The sequence below is a fragment of the Mycobacterium sp. E2479 genome (assembly GCF_001667925.1).
GTDB lineage: Bacteria > Actinomycetota > Actinomycetes > Mycobacteriales > Mycobacteriaceae > Mycobacterium.
The window spans coordinates 61,026-80,440 of the sequence record NZ_LZJR01000027.1; the positions used below are offsets into that span (position 1 = coordinate 61,026).

The 19,415-nt window shown below is 63.1% G+C and carries 18 protein-coding genes; 5 read left to right on the forward strand and 13 right to left on the reverse strand.

What is annotated here, in order from left to right:
* Positions 1 to 254 precede the first annotated feature (254 nt).
* The 4 genes from A5686_RS03580 to A5686_RS03595 form a co-directional block, all read right to left on the reverse strand.
* Entirely contained in the window at positions 255 to 659 is a 405-nt protein-coding gene (locus tag A5686_RS03580; protein WP_231986275.1) for a hypothetical protein, read from the reverse strand.
* A complete protein-coding gene (locus tag A5686_RS03585; RefSeq protein ID WP_067931150.1) occupies positions 656 to 1,471 on the reverse strand; it encodes an SDR family oxidoreductase in 816 nt (271 codons plus the stop codon). Before A5686_RS03585 ends, A5686_RS03580 begins: the two co-directional genes overlap by 4 nt.
* 3 nt (positions 1,472 to 1,474) lie before the next feature.
* Entirely contained in the window at positions 1,475 to 2,386 is a 912-nt protein-coding gene (locus tag A5686_RS03590) for an RNA polymerase sigma-70 factor (RefSeq protein ID WP_067931153.1), read from the reverse strand.
* A 189-nt stretch (positions 2,387 to 2,575) separates the two neighbouring features.
* A complete protein-coding gene (locus A5686_RS03595) occupies positions 2,576 to 3,346 on the reverse strand; it encodes an alpha/beta fold hydrolase (protein ID WP_067931156.1) in 771 nt (256 codons plus the stop codon).
* A 1,195-nt stretch (positions 3,347 to 4,541) separates the two neighbouring features.
* Between A5686_RS03595 and A5686_RS03610 the strand changes: the two genes are divergently transcribed.
* Positions 4,542 to 4,802 (forward strand): DUF1918 domain-containing protein, encoded by a 261-nt coding sequence (locus A5686_RS03610; RefSeq protein WP_067931166.1) that lies wholly within the window; start codon positions 4,542 to 4,544, stop codon positions 4,800 to 4,802.
* A gap of 164 nt (positions 4,803 to 4,966) precedes the next feature.
* Here the strand turns inward: A5686_RS03610 and A5686_RS03615 are convergent, their stop codons facing one another.
* On the reverse strand, positions 4,967 to 5,806 hold the full coding sequence (locus A5686_RS03615) for an SPFH domain-containing protein (protein WP_067931169.1): 840 nt from the start codon (positions 5,804 to 5,806) through the stop codon (positions 4,967 to 4,969).
* Positions 5,807 to 6,080: 274 nt separating this feature from the next.
* Between A5686_RS03615 and A5686_RS03620 the strand changes: the two genes are divergently transcribed.
* Positions 6,081 to 7,622 carry a molybdopterin-dependent oxidoreductase gene (locus A5686_RS03620; RefSeq protein WP_067931172.1) on the forward strand — a complete coding sequence of 514 codons (1,542 nt, stop codon included), beginning with the start codon at positions 6,081 to 6,083 and terminating at the stop codon, positions 7,620 to 7,622.
* 10 nt (positions 7,623 to 7,632) lie between these two features.
* On the opposite strand, the gene A5686_RS27765 is transcribed toward A5686_RS03620, so the two are convergent.
* Positions 7,633 to 7,833, reverse strand: a complete 201-nt coding sequence (locus tag A5686_RS27765; RefSeq protein WP_067931175.1) for a hypothetical protein — start codon at positions 7,831 to 7,833, stop codon at positions 7,633 to 7,635.
* A gap of 1,089 nt (positions 7,834 to 8,922) precedes the next feature.
* On the opposite strand from A5686_RS27765, the gene cax reads away from it, so the two are divergent.
* Positions 8,923 to 10,080 (forward strand): calcium/proton exchanger, encoded by a 1,158-nt coding sequence (cax, locus tag A5686_RS03630; protein ID WP_067931178.1) that lies wholly within the window; start codon positions 8,923 to 8,925, stop codon positions 10,078 to 10,080.
* A gap of 202 nt (positions 10,081 to 10,282) precedes the next feature.
* Here the strand turns inward: cax and A5686_RS03635 are convergent, their stop codons facing one another.
* The 4 genes from A5686_RS03635 to A5686_RS28315 all read right to left on the reverse strand — a co-directional run bounded on the left by A5686_RS03635 (position 10,283) and on the right by A5686_RS28315 (position 14,546).
* Positions 10,283 to 11,887 carry a GMC family oxidoreductase gene (locus tag A5686_RS03635; protein ID WP_067931180.1) on the reverse strand — a complete coding sequence of 535 codons (1,605 nt, stop codon included), beginning with the start codon at positions 11,885 to 11,887 and terminating at the stop codon, positions 10,283 to 10,285.
* Positions 11,888 to 11,950: 63 nt separating this feature from the next.
* Complete coding sequence (locus tag A5686_RS03640; RefSeq protein ID WP_082947471.1) at positions 11,951 to 12,616, reverse strand: TetR/AcrR family transcriptional regulator; 666 nt, start codon at positions 12,614 to 12,616, stop codon at positions 11,951 to 11,953.
* 341 nt (positions 12,617 to 12,957) lie between these two features.
* The gene (locus tag A5686_RS03645; RefSeq protein WP_067931188.1) at positions 12,958 to 14,133 is read right to left on the reverse strand and encodes a CaiB/BaiF CoA-transferase family protein; all 1,176 of its coding nucleotides are present in this window, start codon (positions 14,131 to 14,133) and stop codon (positions 12,958 to 12,960) included.
* A gap of 68 nt (positions 14,134 to 14,201) precedes the next feature.
* The gene (locus tag A5686_RS28315) at positions 14,202 to 14,546 is read right to left on the reverse strand and encodes an aldehyde dehydrogenase family protein (RefSeq protein WP_231986276.1); all 345 of its coding nucleotides are present in this window, start codon (positions 14,544 to 14,546) and stop codon (positions 14,202 to 14,204) included.
* On the opposite strand from A5686_RS28315, the gene A5686_RS27775 reads away from it, so the two are divergent.
* Positions 14,526 to 14,681: an aldehyde dehydrogenase family protein gene (locus A5686_RS27775; protein ID WP_231986281.1), complete on the forward strand. Its 156-nt coding sequence runs from the start codon at positions 14,526 to 14,528 to the stop codon at positions 14,679 to 14,681. The genes A5686_RS28315 and A5686_RS27775 overlap by 21 nt on opposite strands.
* Here A5686_RS27775 and A5686_RS03650 read toward each other — a convergent pair.
* The 3 genes from A5686_RS03650 to A5686_RS03660 form a co-directional block, all read right to left on the reverse strand.
* Entirely contained in the window at positions 14,619 to 15,725 is a 1,107-nt protein-coding gene (locus A5686_RS03650; protein WP_231986277.1) for an aldehyde dehydrogenase family protein, read from the reverse strand. The two genes, A5686_RS27775 and A5686_RS03650, sit on opposite strands and share 63 nt — an antisense overlap.
* A gap of 30 nt (positions 15,726 to 15,755) precedes the next feature.
* Positions 15,756 to 16,961, reverse strand: coding sequence for an amidohydrolase family protein (locus A5686_RS03655; RefSeq protein WP_082947464.1), 1,206 nt, complete (start codon positions 16,959 to 16,961; stop codon positions 15,756 to 15,758).
* Positions 16,962 to 17,026: 65 nt separating this feature from the next.
* On the reverse strand, positions 17,027 to 18,253 hold the full coding sequence (locus A5686_RS03660; RefSeq protein ID WP_197520464.1) for a cytochrome P450: 1,227 nt from the start codon (positions 18,251 to 18,253) through the stop codon (positions 17,027 to 17,029).
* A gap of 321 nt (positions 18,254 to 18,574) precedes the next feature.
* On the opposite strand from A5686_RS03660, the gene A5686_RS03665 reads away from it, so the two are divergent.
* Positions 18,575 to 19,264, forward strand: a complete 690-nt coding sequence (locus A5686_RS03665) for a TetR/AcrR family transcriptional regulator (RefSeq protein ID WP_067931191.1) — start codon at positions 18,575 to 18,577, stop codon at positions 19,262 to 19,264.
* The last annotated feature ends 151 nt before the right edge of the window (positions 19,265 to 19,415 follow it).

Here is a 19,415-nt window from a genome sequence, read left to right on the forward strand (position 1 = left end):
GTTCTGCTTCGGTGTGCCACCCCGATCAAGCGTGTCGCTTGTGGATCGGCGGCGACGTCATCCGTGGATAGAGGACGAGCACGATGGCGATGCCATCGCGTGCGTAATCCACGAATTACACGGCCGGCAGCGTGACCTCCACGATCATTCCGCCCATGATGAAGGAGAGTTGGGTATTGGTGAACCGCTTGCCGTGGCGGAAGAACTGGACCATCGCATACCCCTCGAATAGCCCGACAAAGAAGGCGATCCACTCAAGGCCGTGGCCGCCAGGCCGTGAGGATCAAAAGGCTACTTGGCAGCAGCACGGCGACCGTGAGCACAATCGTCTGCCAGACCGCGGCCCCGGTCGTGAAGTGCTCCAGGTGTGTGAGATGAAAGATCAGGTGTGGGATGGCGAACAGCAGGTACGCACCCAGCGCAATCCGCACCATGCGGTGCTCCAATGTGGCTGCGGCGACAACGAATACGAGCGCGAGTGAGAGATTCATGGCGCCGTAGTCACGCATGAGATGTTCGGAGAACGGCGGGATGAGGTCCACCCAGGGCACGTAGTCGTAGAAAGCCCGAGGGGCCAGCGTCGCGACGAGCCCGACCGCGATCTGTACGAATGCGAAAAACCAGACCCCGGCCCGAAGCACGATCAGCCGGGCGTTCACCGCGACCCCCTGCGTCGGCGATGCGACCGGGGCAGGTAGGCGCGGATGGCGCCGCGGTACGGCCGTTCACCTGCGGTGTGCTGTTCATTGAGGTATTGCTCGAACGTGATCGTGCCGGTGGCGTGTTCCGGGGCTAGTAGCCCGCCGGCCCGTATCCCGTCAAACACCTTGCCGGGCAAACGGATCGGGGCGATGGCTCGGCGTTTACCGACGATCGACAGGTAGCTGCGGGCAAGGTCGTCGAGCGCACGCGCCTGCGGGCCGCCAAAATCCGGTGCCCGCCCGATCGGCTCGCCCAGTGCCAACCGGGCCAACCGTTCGCCCACGTCGCGAACGTCGACCGGTTGGAACCGCAGGCCCGACGGCAGTGCGATGACCGGCGGCTTGGCGAGCACGCGCAATAGGAAGGCGATCAGGTCGTGAAACTGGGTCGCCCGCAGCACGGTCCACGGCAGGCCCGACTCGGCGATCGTGCGTTCGTTGGCGAGCATCGTGCGGTAGAAGGCGAATGGGATGCGGTCGATTCCGACGATCGAGACATAAACCAGATGCGGTGAGCCCGCCCGTTTCGCCGCCGCGACCAGCTGCTCGGTGGGATACACGCAGTGCACGATCGTGTCGACGCCGTCCAGGGCCGCGTCGAGCCCAGCACCGATCTGCACGTCCCCCACGACGTGCCGAACGTCGGTGGACTGCCGGGGGCGCCGCCCGCGACTAAGAACGCGGACCTCGTTCCCCGCCGCCGTCAGGTGATCGACAACGACGCGGCCCACGGTTCCCGTGCCGCCGGTTACGAGTACAGAGTTCGTCATACCCTATGAACCGGACAGGCCCGCAGGATGTGACAGCTGCTCAGCGAGAAACCGCAGTTTGTCGGGATTGGCCAGGATCCGCACGGCCGCTATCCGCTCGCCCGTGATCTCGAAGCACAAGACGCCGGCCAATCTGTTGCCGTCGAATGCCAGCATCGCCGGCTCGCCGTTGACCTCGACGGAATCGAGGCGCAGCTGTATCTGCGCCAGGTTTCGGGTGAACACCCGCGCCACGTACTGGGCCATCCGGTCGCGGCCCGAGACCACGCGCCGGGCGGCCGCCACCTTGCCGCCGCCGTCGGCCGTGGAGGTCACATCAGCGGCCAGGATTTCGACGAGTCCGGCCACGTCACCGGCGGTGGCGGCGGTGAAGAAGCGATCGACCAGGGACCGCCACTGTGCCCGATCCGGTCGGTGCACCGGCTGACGGCGTTCACTCAGTCGCTGCCTCGCTCGCCGGTACAGTTGCCGGACGTTGGCTTCCGACATCTCGAGGATCTCGGCAACTTCTGAATGGCGGTACGCGAACGCCTCTCTGAGCACGAACACCGCCCGCTCGTTGGGCTTGAGTTGCTCCATCAAGCTCAGCAACGCGATAGACACCGACTCGCGTTGCTCGGCGGTCTCCTGCGGGCCGAGCGTCCGGTCGTCGGTGAGGACTGGCTCCGGAAGCCACGGCCCGGGGTAGACCTCCCGTCGAGCGCGGGCCGACGTGAGCCGGTTGAGGCACAGGTTCGTGACGGCTTTGGTAAGCCACGCGGGCAGCGATTCGATGAGCGCTGAGTCTGCGCCGTGTAGTCGCAGGTATGCATCCTGCACTGTGTCTTCGGCTTCGCTCGCCGACCCCAGCAGTCGGTAGGCCAGCCAGAACAGGCGCGGCCGCTGAGCCTCGAAGTCCTCCACGAGGTCGGTCACACTGCCAAGACTGCCACGTCTCGAATGTCGCCGGATGGCCCCGGCCGGAGAGCGGGTGCGGTCTCAAAGTTGATGTCGCGGGTGCTACGGCCTTGCGGCCACCGCTAAGCGGAACGCTCTGCTACTCCGGGGTCAGCTGCTCCCCCTCGATACTTGCCGCGTCACTAGGGTCAGCTGTTACGTCGATGGCTACGCCTTTGGGGCGCAGGTGACGGCGAGGATGGTGCTCGCGACCAGCTCGGGATCATCGACCGTCGGAGTGTGACCGAGGCCCGGCAGGATGGTGAAGGTCGCGCGGGGTAGGCGGTCGCGGGCGATGGGTTCGCACAGCTCGAGTGGAAGAATCCTGTCTTTTTCGGCCCAGGCGATGGTGATTGGGCACGGCAGGGGGTCCATCGGTGCGACCTGCTCGTCGGCCTTGTCGAAAATGTCGCCAGTGATGGTGCATGCGAGGGACACTTCGCCGATTTCGATGGCTCGCTCGTAGCTGAGTCGATCTCCGTGCAGCGTCAAATCGGTCAATGAACGTCGGCGCACCCCCGGCGATTTCAATAGATGTCGGGTGATGGGGCGCATCAAGCGGCCTACCGCGAACCGCCGTCGCAGCCTCTTCGTGACCTGAGCCCGTAGATCGTCTGACCACAATCCACCCGGTGAAAATGCGCAGACGGATGCCGCCCGGCCACGACGCGCCAATTCGAGCGCCACGAATCCACCCATCGAATGGCCCGCTAAATGCGGCCGATCTAATCCGCGTTGGTCGAGGTAGCGTTCGGACTCATCGATCACGTCCCAAATCGTGACGGGTCGCCGCCGCACAGCTGGCCCTCCGCGATGACCGAGGGCTGACGGTGTGTAGACGTCGTGGTGGGCGGATAGCAGCGGCGCAATGTCCCGCCATTGATCGCCAGACCAGGACCCGCCATGCAGGAGTACAAGAGGCGACAGTCGCGAGGTCATCCGCCCAGCTTGGCAGAGAAATCCCTTCTTTCTATGGGTTTCACGGCTCGGCGTTGGGAGGTGGCGGCGGCCGTCTTATCGCCCGACGCAGCTCGGCCTGAATGACAAACTGCGTTTTGAAAACGCTGCCGCCCACCGTCTTGGCCGCCCTCGGGCGTGGAGGTGAATTGCCGATCCCGGTGGCCGCACCACAACGTGACCGAATGGACCTGTGGCTTCTGAGCAATACGCTGTCGCTGCTGAAGCACTGGTACTCGCTCGTCGCGACTTTGACCTGCCCGACCGCGTTGACGACGACGTTACGGTGAACGACGATACCGGCGAGTCAAGCGCTGCCGGGTCGACGATCACGGCGGCTCAGTTACGGCGTGCGGTGATAAACGCCGACTTGAGTACGGCTAACGATGACCGCGGCGGCCGAACCCCGTTAGGGCTGCCCTATGACGTCCAAACCTGGGACCCCTGCGGGCAGACCAGTATCCTGCCCCTCAACAATCGACTGGAACAAGGGGTTGTCGGGTTGAACTCCGGGCGGTTGGTCAGCCACCGCCGGGTTGGGGTCTGAGGCGTCGGTTGGGTCCGCGGCCGCGCTGGGAAGCGCGATGCCTGCCGCCAATAGTGAGGCGCCAACACAGGCCGCGATGACGCTAATGAATTTATTCATGGAAATCACCTCTTCACGATCCGCAGAACGCTACGCCCTATGGCGCTTGGACAACAGGGTCACGCGGGCCGCGTCCCAATACTCGGTCACTCAGCCTTTCGCCACGCCAATTAGCGCTATGAATTAAGGACGTGGGGACAGGCCAAGAAAACCTGGGTGTCGTGGGCAAGTTGTTTGAACATATAACTAGTCGGCACTTCCGGGTTCCCGGCGTGCGCCGCATAACCGCCAGCCCGGAGAACAAGGGCGCTCGCCCCTGCAATCCCGAATCTAGCCAGCGGCCCCGACAGCGGGGTACCAGGACGGCGCGCGCTGCCACGCCCAAATTTTAAACAGTGTGGCGAAACCGAGCGCGAGCTTCGCGCTGCTGCCGCGTCGGAATTCAGCCACGGGCGTGGGGCTACGCGCCGACCTACAAGCGCGGACTTCGTCGCCGGAAAGCTGTGGTAGTTACTCACGCTTCCGTTAAGTGACGAACGCGCGCACGATGGAGGGGTCCGCAGTCTCACCAGGACGAGAAGGGGGCGGGCGATGAAGGCAAATGTCGGCGACTACCTCGTGGTAAAGGGCACAACCACGGAACGGCATGATCAACATGCTGAGATCATCGAGGTTCGCTCGCAAGACGGCTCGCCGCCATACGTGGTGCGTTGGCTGGTGACCGGGCACGAGGCGACGGTGTACCCCGGGTCTGACGCGGTGGTCGTCACCGCCGCTGAGCATACGGAGGCCGCACGACGCACTGCCGCGCGGGCCCGCCACGCCGCCACAACCCACACAGCGGCTCCGTGAGATTTGCTGGGCCAAGAGTAATTCGACGAGAGTCAGGTGTGTCGGCCAACATGGCCAGCTCACCCGGGTTCGGCCGTTCCCAACGGTTACCCGCTTCAGTCGGAAAACCGACCCGCGATGCGTGTGTCGACTTCCAAACCGCTGGCGTCTTCGGGGATCTGTGGTTAGTCCAGCTTCGACATCTCGGTCTTCGCGGCCGCCGCTCCGGTGGAGAGCATAGCGGCTTCGTCGTTCCGACCCCCGGATGCTTGCGGTGTTGCTCGTTCCAAAAACCGGAGCAGTTCGACGGGGAAGGGAAGCACCAGGGTCGAGTTCTTCTCCGCGGCGACTTCGACCACGGTTTCTAAGAGCCGCAACTGAAGCGCAGCCGGGTGCACGGCCATCGTCTCCGCCGCTTGGGCCAGTTTTTCAGATGCCTGTAGTTCACCGTCAGCGGTGATAACCCGAGCGCGCCGCTCACGCTCCGCCTCGGCTTGGCGCGCGATCGACCGCTTCATCGAATCCGGCAGTACTACATCCTTGATTTCCACGCGGTCGATGTGAATACCCCAGCCCACCGCGGGGCTGTCGATCATCAACTCCAGGCCCTGATTGAGACCCTCGCGGTTGCAGAGTAGGTCGTCCAGGTCGCTTTTGCCGATGATTGAACGCAGCGACGTCTGCGCGACCTGGCCAATAGCGGACACGTAGTCCTGTACGTTGACAACCACACGCACCGGATCCGCAACCTTGAAATAGATGACAGCATCCACACGCACGGTCACGTTGTCGCGGGTGATGCCATCCTGGGCGGGCACCGGCATCGTAATGATCTGCATGTTCACCTTCTTGAGGCGATCGGCGATTGGAATCAGCATCGTGAGCCCCGGTCCACGGACCCCGGTTTGGGCACGTCCGAAACGAAAGACGACGCCTTGTTCGAATTGCTTGACGACCCGAACGTTTGTGCCCAGCCAGAGCACACCAAGGCCGAACGCTGCGGCCAATGCGTAAAGGATGATCATTATGTCCACTTCCACCCGGCAAGACCTGTCAGTGCTTCTCGGCGAGTCCGGGCGACTTACAGCCGACGAAACGTCGAGATCCCTCCAGTATGGGCCGATCACTGCAGACGTGCTGGGACCTCCGATCGAGGTCACGGCTGTGGCCCCCAGCGCAGGGTCAGGCTAGATCGTCCGTACAGTGCCCCCGGTCGTCGGGCAGCATGCCGAAGTCGCCGGTTCGCCTGCACGGCAAGACGTTTGCGGTTGTTGACGGGAACGCGAGTACAGTAGTTCGATGGTCGTCGCCCCGTCCAATGAGCGGATGATCGCTGGGGTCGCCGCCGCGACCGTCTCGCTCGGAATAGCCCAGCTGGTGGGCGTCCCGTTCGGTGCGCGAGCCGATGCGCGTGCTGCGATCGGCTCAGTGGCCGTCGACCTGACACCGGGTCCCATCAAAGAGTGGGCCATTCAGACCCTGGGCTCGCTGGACAAACTCTTCGTGGCTGTCGTTGTGCTTGTGGTGATCGCTACGATCGCTGCGATTGCTGGGACCCTCGAGACTCAGCGTCGCCCGCTCGGTAGCGCCATGGTCGGCGGGGCGGGCGTCCTCGGATGCCTTGCGGTGCTGTCGCGGCAGGGTGCGACAGCACTCGACACCATCCCCACCGTCGCGGGCGCCGCCTGCGGCGTGGCGACCCTTCGCGTGCTCACCCGTCGGTTTTGGCCCGCCCTGGGAGACCAGGGGGACGGGGCCGACCACGACCAGCCGGATGCCGGCCGGCGCAGGTTGATCATGTTGGGATTGCTCGGATTCGGAGTAGTGAGTGGCGTGGCGGGTGCGGTCATCACGCGGTTGGTGCATTCGGTGGCCGCTGACCGCAACAGCTTCACACTTCCCCGACCGCGCACATCGGCGCCACCAATACCTGCTGATGTGCAACCGAACGGCGTTGCGCTACCGAGCTTTGTCACCGCCGGCGCCGACTTTTACCGGGTGGACACCGCACTCAGTGTTCCCCAACTCAGCCACGGCGACTGGCGGTTGCGCATCCACGGCATGGTGGACCACGAAGCCACCTACAGCTTCGACGACCTCGCCCACTTTGACCTGGTCGAAACGGTGACGACGTTAACCTGCGTGTCGAATCCCGTTGGGGGCAAATTGATTTCGACGGGTATCTGGACAGGCTACCGGGTGGCCGATCTGTTGGCGGCGGCGGGCGTGCACGCGGATGCCGATATGGTCCTCTCGACGTCGATCGACGGGTTCACCGCCGGCACGCCGGTGCAGGCGCTCACCGATGGCCGCGACGCGCTTCTGGCCGTCGGCCTCAACGGTCAGCCGCTGCCGATCGAGCATGGCTACCCGGCCCGGCTGGTGGTACCCGGGCTCTACGGGTACGTGTCGGCCACCAAGTGGGTCGTCGAGATGGAGCTGACCCGCTTCGACAGAGCGGCGGCGTATTGGACGCGGCAGGGCTGGGCACCGCGCGCACCCATCAAGACGGAGTCGCGGATCGACGTGCCGAAAAGTGGCCAGAGGGTGCCGATCGGGCCCGTGATGTTCGGCGGTGTCGCGTGGGCCCAGAATCGTGGGGTGCGGGCCGTGGAGGTCCTCATCGACAATGGCGGGTGGCAACCCGCGCAACAGGGGGCCAGTTATTCCAACGAGACGTGGCGATTGTGGAGCTTTCCCTGGCAGGCGAAAAGCCCCGGGAGACACAGCATCACCGTGCGCGCGACCGACAACACCGGCGCTACTCAGACGGCAGATCGGGTTGGTGCCGTCCCCGACGGCGCCACCGGCTGGCACACGGTGGACTTCACCGTGGCGTAGAGGTGAAGCGCTATTTTGACGAGAGTCTCCGCCAACTGAATAGCGCAATCACGATGCCGATCAGCACCGTGATCGGGCCAATGATGGACCAGGTCGTGGTGTTGCTCATCGGGCTTCCGCCAAGCACTCCAAATCCCTGGAGCGCCCAGATCAGTCCGAACACTGCGACAATCAACCCAACCGCGAATGTAACGACGAAAGCCCTTCGCATATAGGGATCCTACGCGGCAGAGAGGGGATATCGCGCCCTTGACCCCGCAGACCGCGCAGGCCATGGCTGGTTTCAAGGATTTCCCAGGGTCAGTTGGATCGCCTGTACTGATCCGCCAAGCAACAGTGGCACGTTGATTGACGTTGTCCCCTTGCCCCGCGGCTGGCTTCATAGGAGCTGACCTGTCGGCGGGCCGGGTCGTTAAAACTGGTGCCCGGCATCCGCAGGAAGGTTCTCGTAACCACGCGGACGAGGTCGACGTCCCCAGCCACGTAGTGCCACTGCATCTTCCATCAAGCAATATCCTGCGCAATCATGCCGTTCGGTGATCACCGCGCAGGTGGTCAGCGATCACTTCAGTGGTCAGCGCCAGATAGTGGCATCGCGCCCGGCCGTATATCCACCGGTACCGTCGGCGCGAGGGTTAATACGCATTAATTACGCTATCTCATAAGGTATCTGGGTAACCGCGACGGCCGGGAACCTGCTCCGGCGCTGCTGGGCAGCCCAATCCCGTACGCGTTACGCGTCAACGTAAGCATGCTGGTCCCCAATCACTTCGACACCTGCATAAAATTTGCTTCGGCCCGTAGCGTTCCAACGGATACTGGTTATATTCGGGCTTGGTTGTGAACGAGGGGGATCGATGCGGGGTGCCAAGGGCCGGCTTCGTCGTTCTCATCGGGTACGGGCTGAACTCGGACTGGTTGAAGAATGTATTCGCCGGTGGTGTTGACCAAAGTCAATTCCACGCAGTGAGTTTGGGCACTACAACGAAGAAGTTGAGCCAATGGGGTCGCCGAGAGCAGTCGATTGTCGATGTCACGAATCGCTCTCGGCGATGCGCTGCTGCACGGCGACATCAACGCTTTCTTGCGGTACGTCTCTGGGTCCGCTGGCTAGCCCTTAACCCAGAGGTTGATGGCGCCTATCAGCATGAGCGTGACGGCGCAGATCAGGCTTACGGCTGCGTCCCGCCATTGCCTCCGGACTCGGCAGTAAGGCGAGGTCACCGCAGCGGGACCAGCGTGTTTCCCGCGCGAACCGTTCGGTTGTGGAAAACTTCAGCGCGATCAGAGGGAGAGGCGCGTGACGACCACCCATACCGAACGGCTCCCGCTGCTGACCCGGCGCGACCGCATCATCATCACCATTACCGTGATCGCGTCCATGGCGACAGGGGTTCTCAACTTCACCCACGCGAATGCAGTGCTGGCGTTCACCATCTCCGCACTCGCGTTGGCCACACTGGCATCTCTGGTCGGCCGTTCGGTGGAGGCGCTCGGAGACCGGCTCGGGCCCAACGCCACTGGGATATTGCAGACGGCGCTGGGAAACCTGCCCGAGTTGTTCGTCATCCTGTTCGCACTCAAGGCAGGCCTTTACGGCGTGGTGAAGGCCACCATCGTCGGCTCGATTCTCTCCAACGCGCTGCTCGTGCTCGGGCTCGCATTCGTGGCCGGCGGGATCAAGCACGGCCGCCAGCGCTTCGCCGCCGACGACGGACGCACCCTCGGACTGATGTTCACCCTCGCGGTGTTCATCCTGGCCGTCCCCTCGCTCACCGCTGCAATACACACCCCGGCGCAACAGCACGAACGGGCGGTGTCGGTCGTCGTCTCCATCGTCATGCTCACGCTGTTCGCACTCTCGCTGCCCGCCACACTCGGAAACCGGACCCCCGACTCGGCGCTGCAAGCCGGTCATAGCCCCTCCAGAGCGACCTCTCCCATTGTGGCCAGCCCCGAATCGGCCGAAGCCGCCAGTGCCGCGACAGCTCACGGCGAGTGGCCGCTGGCGATGTCCATCGGCATGCTGGCCGGCGCCGGTATAGGTGCGGCCTTCGTGTCGGAATGGTTCGTCGCCGCCCTCGAGCCAGCGATGCATGCAGCAGGGATCAACGAGGTTTTCGCCGGCCTGGTGATCGTGGCCATCGCCGGCAACGCGGTGGAGAATTTCGTCGGCATTCAGCTGGCTGCCAAGAACCAGATGGACTACGCGGTTCAGGTGGTCCTCCAGTCGCCCGTCCAGATCGCGCTCACCATCGCCCCGATCGTCTGCCTGGCGGCGGTATGGCTCGGCCAGCCCGGTTTCGATCTGGTGTTCTCGCCGCTGCTGTTGGCGTCGATGATTATGTCGGCGCTGGTCGCGGTGCTGGTCACTTTCGACGGCGAGTCGACCTGGTTCGAGGGAGCAGTGCTCATCGCGCTTTATGTGGCGATCGCCACGTCGTTCTGGTGGGGATGAGCGGCCCCAACGGTCTGATGGTCCGCCCTCCAATCACCCGAAGGCGAAACGACAAGCATCACCCGAAGCAATACATTTGGCCCGTCGAGTGTGTAGTCGGCTTCGATGGCGTCGGGACTTCGAGGAACCTACGTCCGACACGGCCGTTGGTTCAGACCGCGACGAGCAGGCTGGCTGCAAAGATACTCAGGGACTTGCCCATCTAGGAAAGGTGGACGCTACAGACGTTCGCCTCGCCGTTGATCAGGTCAGCAGCTTTCTCGGCGAGCATGATCGTAGGAGCGTTGGTATTGCCACGCGGCACGACAGGCATTACCGAGGCGTCGACCACTCGCAGACCTTCGACACCGCGCACACGTAGTTGAGGGTCTACCACGGAAAACTCACCGCTACCCATCGCACACGTGCCTACCGGGTGATACATCGTCTGGGTGCGGGCGCGGGCGGCCTGTGTGAACTCGGCGCCGTCAGTGCAGCGCGTCGGAAAGAACAGGGCGCCCAAGTGTGATGCGAGCGGACCGGAGGTGCTCATGTCCATGAACGCCTCGGCGCCTGCGAGCACGGCCTCGAAGTCTCCGGGTTCCCGAAACAGTCCGAGGTCGATCAACGGGGTATCTGAGGCGTTGGCAGAGCGCAACCGCACCGTGCCTCTGCTCACCGGATCGAGCAGCGACACCGTCCCGGTAAACGACGGAGTTGAGGGCGGCACCAGACCGTCAGCGAAGGCCATTGGTGCCACATGGATTTCGATATTGGGCGTTACCGTATCGCCCGTCGTGCTGCAGAATGCACCGACATCGCACAGCGCCGAGTTCAGCGGCCCGGGCTCACCGGCCTGGAATTGTGCCATGGCCTTGGGATTAAGGGCGAGGGCCAGCATATCGGTGGCATCGCGGGTACTCCAGATCATGGGCAGTGTCGGGTGATCGTGCAGATTGGCGCCAACTCCGGGCAGATCCGCCGCTACATCGATGTCCTGCGCACGCAGATGTTGGGCCGGGCCGATGCCCGAAAGCATCAGCAGTTGAGGCGAGTTGATGGCCCCGGCGCTGAGCAGCACCTCCCCCGCCGCGTGCGCCACACGCCGTGCACCATCGTGGTCATAGACCACACCGACCGCGCGCTCGCCATTGAGCAGGATGCGGTGAACCAGGGCGCGCGTCCGGACGGTCAGATTCTCCCGCTCCAGCGCCGGGCGCAGGTAGGCATCCGCCGCCGAGCAACGCCTGCCCTGCGCCTGGGTGAGTTGAAACGGGCCGACACCGATCTGCTGCACCCCATTGAAGTCGTCGGTTCTCGGTAGCCCCCAGGCCGTCGCGGACTCCATCCACTTCAGGTTGAGGTCGTGCAGATAAACCGGGTCCTGCACATGCAGTGGGCCATCCACGCCGTGCAGCGGTCCGTGTAGCCGCGCGTTGTGTTCGGCGCGGACAAAATATGGCAGCACCTCGTCGTAGCGCCAGCCCGCGGCTCCGTAGTCGGCGTCCCAACCGTCGTAGTCCAGCCGGTTACCGCGGATGTAGACCATCGCGTTCATCGAGGAGCAGCCACCGAGCACACGCCCCCGCGGTATGCAGACGCTGGTGCCCGTTCCGGACTGCTTCACCGACCGGTACGCCCAGTCCATCTCGGTGCCGAACAGCGTGCCGAACAAGGCCGGAATATGCACCTCGGGCGGGGAGTCCTCGCCGCCGGCCTCCAGCAGTAGCACCCGGGTCGACGCGTCAGCGCTGAGCCGATTGGCTAGCACGCAGCCCGCACTGCCGGCGCCGACCACGATGTGGTCGAACTCATCAGATTTGGGCATGGCAAAACCCCTTCGTAGACAGAGCGAATCGAGCAGAAAAGCGACAGGAGTGGGTAGTTGCGGTCAGGTCTTCGTGCCGCGGTTAGTCTTAGCGAGCCGTGGTAGCCGCCCGGTGCCCGGGTCAGCCAGGCCGAGTATGCGTGCGACGGCGCGGCGCGCGCGCATCGCAGCTCTCTTGTCGGCGAACAGCTGCACGGCGAGGTTCATCGCCGTGAACGTACCGATCAACTCGAAAACCACCTGCGCGACATCAGTGCTCGGGGGCAGGTGCCCAGCGTCGCGGGCCTCGCCAATGGCGTGTGACAGCTTGTCCTGCCATCGTCCAAACAGCTCGGCCACCGCCGCGCGCACCGGTCCGCCGCGAGCATCGAATTCGACCGCTGCGGTGGTGAACAGGCAACCGCCCGGGAAGGATTCTCCTTCATTCAGCAGATACCGAATCCAGCCCTCGCAGAGCGCCAGCACGCGCGGTAGACCTTGGTCCACATGCCCGGCCGGCTCGAAAGCGATGGCCTCGAACACCTCGTAGCCTTTATCCAAGGTGGCGATCTGCAGCGTTTCCTTCGCGCCGAAATGGCCGATCACACCGGCCTTGCTCATGTTCAGGTCGGCGGCCAGCCGACCGAGGGTCAGTCCATCGAGTCCCTCGACCGAGGCGATCGCCACGCTACGAGTCAGGATGCGATCACGAGTGCGTGCGGCCTCCACAGCAGACGCTCTAGGCGACATAGCAGTCACCATAGAACAGACTTCCCTAGTTAAGCAACCGATCGATCGGACGCTAAATACATTTGGCCGGTGGGGCGAGCGGGGCTCGAACCCGCGACCAACGGATTATGAGTCCCTAGCCAATTCGTCGAAGACCAGGAGACACCGTTTAGCTTCGACGCATCAAATCGCGTGTGAGACAATGAATCTGGCCGTTGCCGGTACGGTTACAGTACGCCCTGAGTACGGCTACAAATCGCCCCTGGTCGCCGGGGTGAGCCGGGCTAAGCGGATGTTAGCTAGAGGCAAGCCGCTAATACGCGAACCCCTGCAGTTTTAACTTCGGTTGGGCACGAAAATGTTCAGATCGTGGCCGTCGAACGTAGCTGCTCAATTTCGGCCGTGTCGTAGCCGGCCAGGCGGGTGAGCACCTCTTCCGTATGCTGCCCGACGTGCGGCGCTCCTGGCGGTGCGAATCCGTCGTCGGGATTGGTCTTTATGCACGTGCCCACCATCCTCTTCGCGGTCCCGTCAGGCTGTGCTTGCTCGTAGACAAGTCGGCGAGCCTTCGTGTGGTCGTCGTCGAACAGATCGGCGCCCAAAAACGCCGGCGCACCGGCGATATCGGTCGCGACAAAGAAGTCGGTCCATTCCCGGCGAGTGCGGGCCTTGAAGATCGCCGTCAACTCGTTGCGCAGCCAAGCCTCTGCCTCAACATCCTCTCCCGGCTTCTGGCGGCCCGGTTCGTATAGATCCATCCTGTCGAGTGACTCGCAGAACCTCAGCCAGAACTTGTCCTCGAGGGCATTGAACACCACATAGTTGCCATCGCGCGTTTCGTAGTACTGGTATCTAAGCGAAGCGCGGATTCCCTCGCCCCCGTAGGCCGGTTGACCGTTGGCCAGCGCCGAGAGGTGTTGAAAGTTCCAGTTGATCGCGGCATCAACTTGCGCTACTTCGATGTACTGCGCCCTGCAGTCTCGCCCCGCAGCGTGCAGCCCGGCGAGTACACCCATCGCTGCGTACAGCGGTCCCGCCAGAACACCGGTTGTGCCTGTCGCCGCTCCCGAAAGACGTGGGGTTCCGTCCGCCGCGATGATCGGCGGACTCAACCCCGCGAAACAGTCGAAGGACAGCCCGTGTGTGGGTAATCGGGTGTACGGCCCATAGCTGCCCATGCCGTTGAGCACGCAATAAACAACTGTCGGGTTGACTGCGACGATGTCGTCGTAGCTGAAGCCCAGCCGGTGCGCGGTTCCGTAACGAAGTCCGTCGATCACCACGGCCGATCTCGCGGCCAGGCGACGAAACGCATCTTGACCGTCAGTCGTTTTCAGGTTTATTGCCACACTCTTCTTGCCGCGGTTCCAGTGAGAGTCCTGCAGCTCGCCACCGGAAACCGCCGAACCGCGGAAACCACCGCCGCCAGGCGGCTCCACCTTGATCACCTCTGCGCCGAGGTCAGCCAGATGCCCGCCCAGTGCATCCGCGGAGAAGAGTGACACCTCGAGGACCCGGACATCTTTGAGAAGTTCCATAAGCGACCTTTCCTTCTCGGATTCCGGATGCAACGCGGCGCGGCGCGTCTTCAACAAGCGCGGTGCGACTACAGCATGGTGATTGATTTCAGCTCGGTGTATTCCTCGAAGCCCCAGCGACCCTGCTCTCGGCCGAGTCCACTTTGCTTGAAGCCGCCGAACGGCCCCCCGCCGTTGAACATGCCACGCGCCGGTAGAGACCAGCCGGGGCCCTGCCCTCCCCCCGGATTGGCTCCTAGATCGACACCGGGTGCGACAGTCTGCACCATGATGGTGCCGGTTCTGACCTGCCTCGCGACGTTGAATCCCTTCGCGGCGTTGCGGGTCATTACCAGACCTGCCAAACCGTAGATGGAGTCGTTCGCGATGCGGATGGCTTCGTCTTCGGAGCGATAGGTCATCACCGACAGCACAGGCCCGAACACCTCCAACGCGGCTTCTACTACGAACCGACGGCATTTGTCGACTGCCGCAGCGACATGCGCTTATGTCAGGACGAGGTGTTCGGGACGTTTGCCGCCGACCACCAGCCGCGCGCCGTCTTGTAGGCCCGCCTGAACGAAGGATTCGACTCGCCGACGCTGCTGATCCCTGATCAGCGGACCAACAACGGTCGTGGGATCGCGCGGATCCCCGACCGTGATCATTGGAGCCATGGCTTTGAGGCCCTCGACATAGGCGTCGAGCAGGTGCTCGGGCAACAGAAGTCGAGACGTGACGGTGCATGCCTGTCCGGCATGCATCAGCACCTGCCCGAATCCTGTTCCCGCAACGTCGCTTTCGGTGACATCGTCGAGGACGATATGCGCGCTCTTGCCGCCCAGCTCCAGCTGTGCGCGTTTCATCGTTGCCGCCGATAGTTCACGAATGCGCCGACCGATCGCCGTCGAACCGGTGAACCCAATCATGTCAACGCCTTTGTGGGTACACAGCTCCTCTCCCACTTCCGCACCGCCCACAACCACATTGAACACACCGGGCGGAAGGCCGGCTTCCTCGCTGACCTTGGCCAACTCCAGGGCGTTCATCGGGGTCCACGGGTGAGGCTTGAGCACCACAGTGCAGCCGACGGCCAAGGCCGCCAGGCACTTTTGAATGTTGATCGAAAAAGGAAAGTTGAAGGGCGTGATGACGCCGACCACCCCGACCGGTTCGCGAACGACCGTCACGCCGCCCAGGCCAGTCGGTGAAACTATGGGCCCGCCCGGTGTCTCCACCCACTTCACATCGTGTTCGACGAACTCGCCGTAATAGTGGGCCGCCTCGATCGCGCCGCCAACCTGAATCAGGTCCGTGATGAAGCCGGTCGAGCCGATCTCGGCGACGACTAGCTCCCGAAGCTCCGCTTTGCGCTCGTCGAGGATCTCAGCGAATCGCTTGATGATCTTCGCCCGCTCCCGGACGGACATCCACGGCCACGGACCTTCGTCGAACGCTCGCCGGGCAGCCTCGATCGCCATTGCCGCCTGCTTTGGTCCACCGTCGACGACTCGGCCGATCAACTCTTCATTGGACGGATCGATGACCTCGATGGTGCCGAGGGCGTTGTCGCTCAACCACTTACCATCGATGAAGCTCTGGTACTCACGCATCAAACAATCCCTCAGCCAGTGAGAAAATTGCTACGCCAGGGTCGGATACGCGGCGGGCTCAAAGTCGAAGACCCGGCGAGCATTACCCTGCAGCACTTTGTACTTGTCGAGGTCGGACCGGCCGTCGAGTGCCTTATGAGCGGCCTGAAGGGAGTTGGGCCACAGGCTGTCGGTGTGCGGATAATCCGTTTCAATCATCACATTGTCGACGCCGATGGAGTCGAGGTTAGCCGCCCCGAAGTCATCCTCAATGAAGCAGCCATACATGTGGTCGCGGAAAAGCTGGCGCGGTGACTCCGGAAAAATCTCGGGGTCGGTGGGCACCGGGGTCAAGCGCATCGTGGCCGGATCGACCGCCCAGTTGTTGGCGCGCAGGTACTGGTAGTCGGTGGCGACATGTTCTGCACGCTCGATGAGGTAGGGGATCCAGCCGATGCCGCCCTCGGCCAGCACGATCTTCAGGTCGGGGTACTTCTGAAGCTTGCCCGAGAACAACCAATCCGTGGTTGAGTTCGCGAGATTGAGGTTGATGTTGACCGCCTGAACCCCGAAAGGTGCGTCAGGGGATGTGGTCGGGCTAACCGACGACGAGCCGATGTGCGTGCACAGCGGCATCTTCGTCTCGTTCACCGCCGCGAAGAAGTCGTCCCATGCCCCCGAGTGGATGGACGGAAATCCCAACGGGTGCAGGTTCTCCGAGAAGGCAATGGCTTTGGCACCCTTGCCGGCGCACCGTAGCGTCTCCTCGACGGCCAAACGGGTATCCCACAACGGAACGATGACCATGGGGATGTAGCGACCGGGCGCCGCCGCGCACCACTCATCTATGACGAAGTCGTTGTACGCCCGCACGCACTTGAGACCCAGATCGCGGTCACCGAGGTGGGCGAACATCTGACCACAGAACCTTGGGAAGAACGGAAAGTTCAGTCCCGCGATCACATGATCCTCGTCCATGTCAGGGATGCGGGCCACCGGGTCGAAGTATGCGCGGGGCATATCGTCATAATTCACTGGAAGCGGGGAATACTCGGCCGGCCTTTGGTGAGCCGCGACCAAGATGCCCAGCACCGACGCGCGCGCTTGCTCGTAGACCCACGTATCGACGCCGTCGATGCGCTCGACGTGTGGCACTCGATCGCGGTCGGCGGCCGATGCGCGGTCGACCCATAGATTCGGTGGCTCGATGATGTGGTCATCGACGGAGATCATCCATTGAAGATCTTGCTTGTCCACAAGTTCCTCCTTGATTTCGCTATTACGTTGGCTGCGAGACGATATCGGCGGTCGCCTGCCGCCTCTCACCGGCTGATGCCGGCACCCGGCGTGAAGACGACGGGCAGGGCGCGGTAGCCCCGGGTGACCGAGTTCCCGTGAAAATCAACTTTTGCCCCAGGGGGGATGGCGTAGTCGGGTATCCGATTCAGGGTCTGCTCGACGCCCACCCGAAACTCGAGCCGGGCGAGATTGGAGCCCAGACAGCGATGGACGCCGGCTCCGAACCCGAGGTGACGATTTGTCTGCCGGTCGAGAATGCATTTGTTCGGCTCGTCGAACTCGCGCGCGTCGCGGTTGGCGGCCGCATAGTTCACGACGACCGTCTCTCCGGGACAGAACTTGTGGTCGCTTAGTTCAACCTCTTCTGCGACTGAGCGATGCAGTCCGTGGACCGAACCGGCGAACCGGATGAATTCCTCTATCGCCACGGGCATCAACCCGGCTTCGCGTACGAGTCGGTCGCGATCCGCGGAATGGGTGCCCAGATAGAAGAAGGCGAACGACATTGCACTAGAGGTCGTTTCGAGCCCCGCTTGCACCAGCAGCATCACATTCGCGACAACGTCGTCGAAGCTCAATTTCTCGCCGTCGATCTCGGCGGCTAGTAGAACGTCGATCAGGTCATCACGCGGCGGTTCACCACGACGCTTGTCGATCTCCTCGCGTACGCGGAGGTAGAGATTCGTCATCGAACCGTTTCGGATCTCTTCGCTCTCACCATTGATCGCGAGGTCGGCTGTCTCGATGTAGAGCGGCACGTCCTCAACGGGCATGCCGAGTACGTACCGGAAGAACACGATTCCAGGTTGCTGCCATGCAACGTCTGCGAGATCGCCGCTGCCCAGCTCGATGAAATTGTCGATCAACCCATCGGTGACCGCACGCACCTGAGGTTCCAGCTCCTTCATTCGGCCCGGAGAGAAATACGGATTGAGAACTTTGCGAAGCTGTTGCTGCCGTGGGGGATCCAAGGTGATCACGATGTCGCCGAACGACATCGGGTTGCCCTCGAGTCCCAGGGGCTTGCTGGAGAAGCTGCGCCAGTTCCGCAAAATCTCGTAGCAGTCGTCGTAGCGGGTGGCGATCCACGCGCCCCCCGGCGTGGGGCCCAGGAATGGCACGTCCTGGTGACTGAACGGTCCGTTCTCCTGCATCACCGAGTAGACCTCGTAGAGGAATTCTTGATCGTTGAAATCCTCGTGACGAAGGTCGAGGTTCCGGGCGTGTTCCTCCGGTGATTTGCTCACCATAGGTAGTCCTTTCCGCCCCCGCCGACCTCGAGACACCGCCAGCGGTCAGCCCGGCCAGACAGCCACCATCGAGAGGCCGACCACATTCCAGGCACGCCGCAATCGTGCCGCCGTCCACGTGCCATCTGCGCCGGCCCTCAGATTTCTCGCACACGCCGAAATTCGCTTTGGCAGCACAGTAAATCGTCGGCCCCGCGGAGTCAAGTCGCACTCGATAACTACCTGAAAGCACTTAGGATCGACGCGCCCGCGCAGGGCGCGAACGGGCGGCACGCGTGCAGGCGTCCCCTCAGCCGACGGCTGCTCGCTAAAGTATGTGTGATGACCACAGGCGCGCGGCGGCGAGTTCGCGACAAGGACGGCAAACAACGAGCCCTCCTTGAAGCAGCCGCTGAAGTGTTTGCCGAAGCGGGATACGCGGCCGCCGCGACGAAGGAGATCGCCCGTCGTGCGGGCTGCTCCGAGGCGATGCTGTTCCACTACTTCGTAGACAAGCGAGGCATCTTCGAGCAAGTCGTTTCTCGACAGATCGCGGACCTGGTCAGTGAGGCAGAAGAGCAAGTCGTGGCGGATCTGCCTACGCGCTTCGAGGACTATATCGAGCGGCTTTTCTTTGCGAGATTAAGGATCGATGACCGGGACAGCGGCGTTCCCGGCTGGGACATCTCCGGTCGGGCGTTGTCAGATCCCGACTTCTCGCTGCGGGTGCTGCAACCCAATCACGCACGCCGTACGGCCGTGATTGCCGAAGGCGTTCGCCACTATCAGGCCGCGGGGCAGATCCGGGCCGACGTCGACGCCGACCTGTTCGCCGAGCTGCTGGCCAATTTCATCATTTTCACGACGAGCCTCGGACCACGCTGGTTTGGTACGGCCGAGTCAGACATCCGCGCGCAGATCGAACTGGGTTCGCAAATCCTCGCCAAAGGGGTAAGCACGTCGACTACGAAGCCGCCCGCCAAACGCAGCGGGCGGGTCCAACGGTCCCCCAAGGTGCGTGCGGCCGACTGAAAGCCCCAACGACTCAACCCTGGCCAGGGTTATCGAGTCGCACTTGACACGTCAGCTTTCCCGTCGCTAGCGTCGTTGCCAACCAAGCCGTAGCCATGCGGATGCAGAACGCTCTGCTCGACCGGCACGAGCGTGAGGACAGGAAGTGGCG

What these genes read in the sequence shown, in the direction of transcription:
- A5686_RS03585 (WP_067931150.1), bottom strand. Translation starts at nt 1,471, where the DNA reads ATGACGAACTCTGTACTCGTAACCGGCGGCACGGGAACCGTGGGCCGC.
- A5686_RS03595 (WP_067931156.1), bottom strand. Translation starts at nt 3,346, where the DNA reads ATGACCTCGCGACTGTCGCCTCTTGTACTCCTGCATGGCGGGTCCTGG.
- A5686_RS03610 (WP_067931166.1), top strand. Translation starts at nt 4,542, where the DNA reads ATGAAGGCAAATGTCGGCGACTACCTCGTGGTAAAGGGCACAACCACG.
- A5686_RS03615 (WP_067931169.1), bottom strand. Translation starts at nt 5,806, where the DNA reads ATGATCATCCTTTACGCATTGGCCGCAGCGTTCGGCCTTGGTGTGCTC.
- A5686_RS03620 (WP_067931172.1), top strand. Translation starts at nt 6,081, where the DNA reads ATGGTCGTCGCCCCGTCCAATGAGCGGATGATCGCTGGGGTCGCCGCC.
- A5686_RS27765 (WP_067931175.1), bottom strand. Translation starts at nt 7,833, where the DNA reads ATGCGAAGGGCTTTCGTCGTTACATTCGCGGTTGGGTTGATTGTCGCA.
- A5686_RS03635 (WP_067931180.1), bottom strand. Translation starts at nt 11,887, where the DNA reads ATGCCCAAATCTGATGAGTTCGACCACATCGTGGTCGGCGCCGGCAGT.
- A5686_RS03640 (WP_082947471.1), bottom strand. Translation starts at nt 12,616, where the DNA reads ATGTCGCCTAGAGCGTCTGCTGTGGAGGCCGCACGCACTCGTGATCGC.
- A5686_RS03645 (WP_067931188.1), bottom strand. Translation starts at nt 14,133, where the DNA reads ATGGAACTTCTCAAAGATGTCCGGGTCCTCGAGGTGTCACTCTTCTCC.
- A5686_RS03650 (WP_231986277.1), bottom strand. Translation starts at nt 15,725, where the DNA reads ATGCGTGAGTACCAGAGCTTCATCGATGGTAAGTGGTTGAGCGACAAC.
- A5686_RS03660 (WP_197520464.1), bottom strand. Translation starts at nt 18,253, where the DNA reads ATGGTGAGCAAATCACCGGAGGAACACGCCCGGAACCTCGACCTTCGT.
- A5686_RS03665 (WP_067931191.1), top strand. Translation starts at nt 18,575, where the DNA reads ATGACCACAGGCGCGCGGCGGCGAGTTCGCGACAAGGACGGCAAACAA.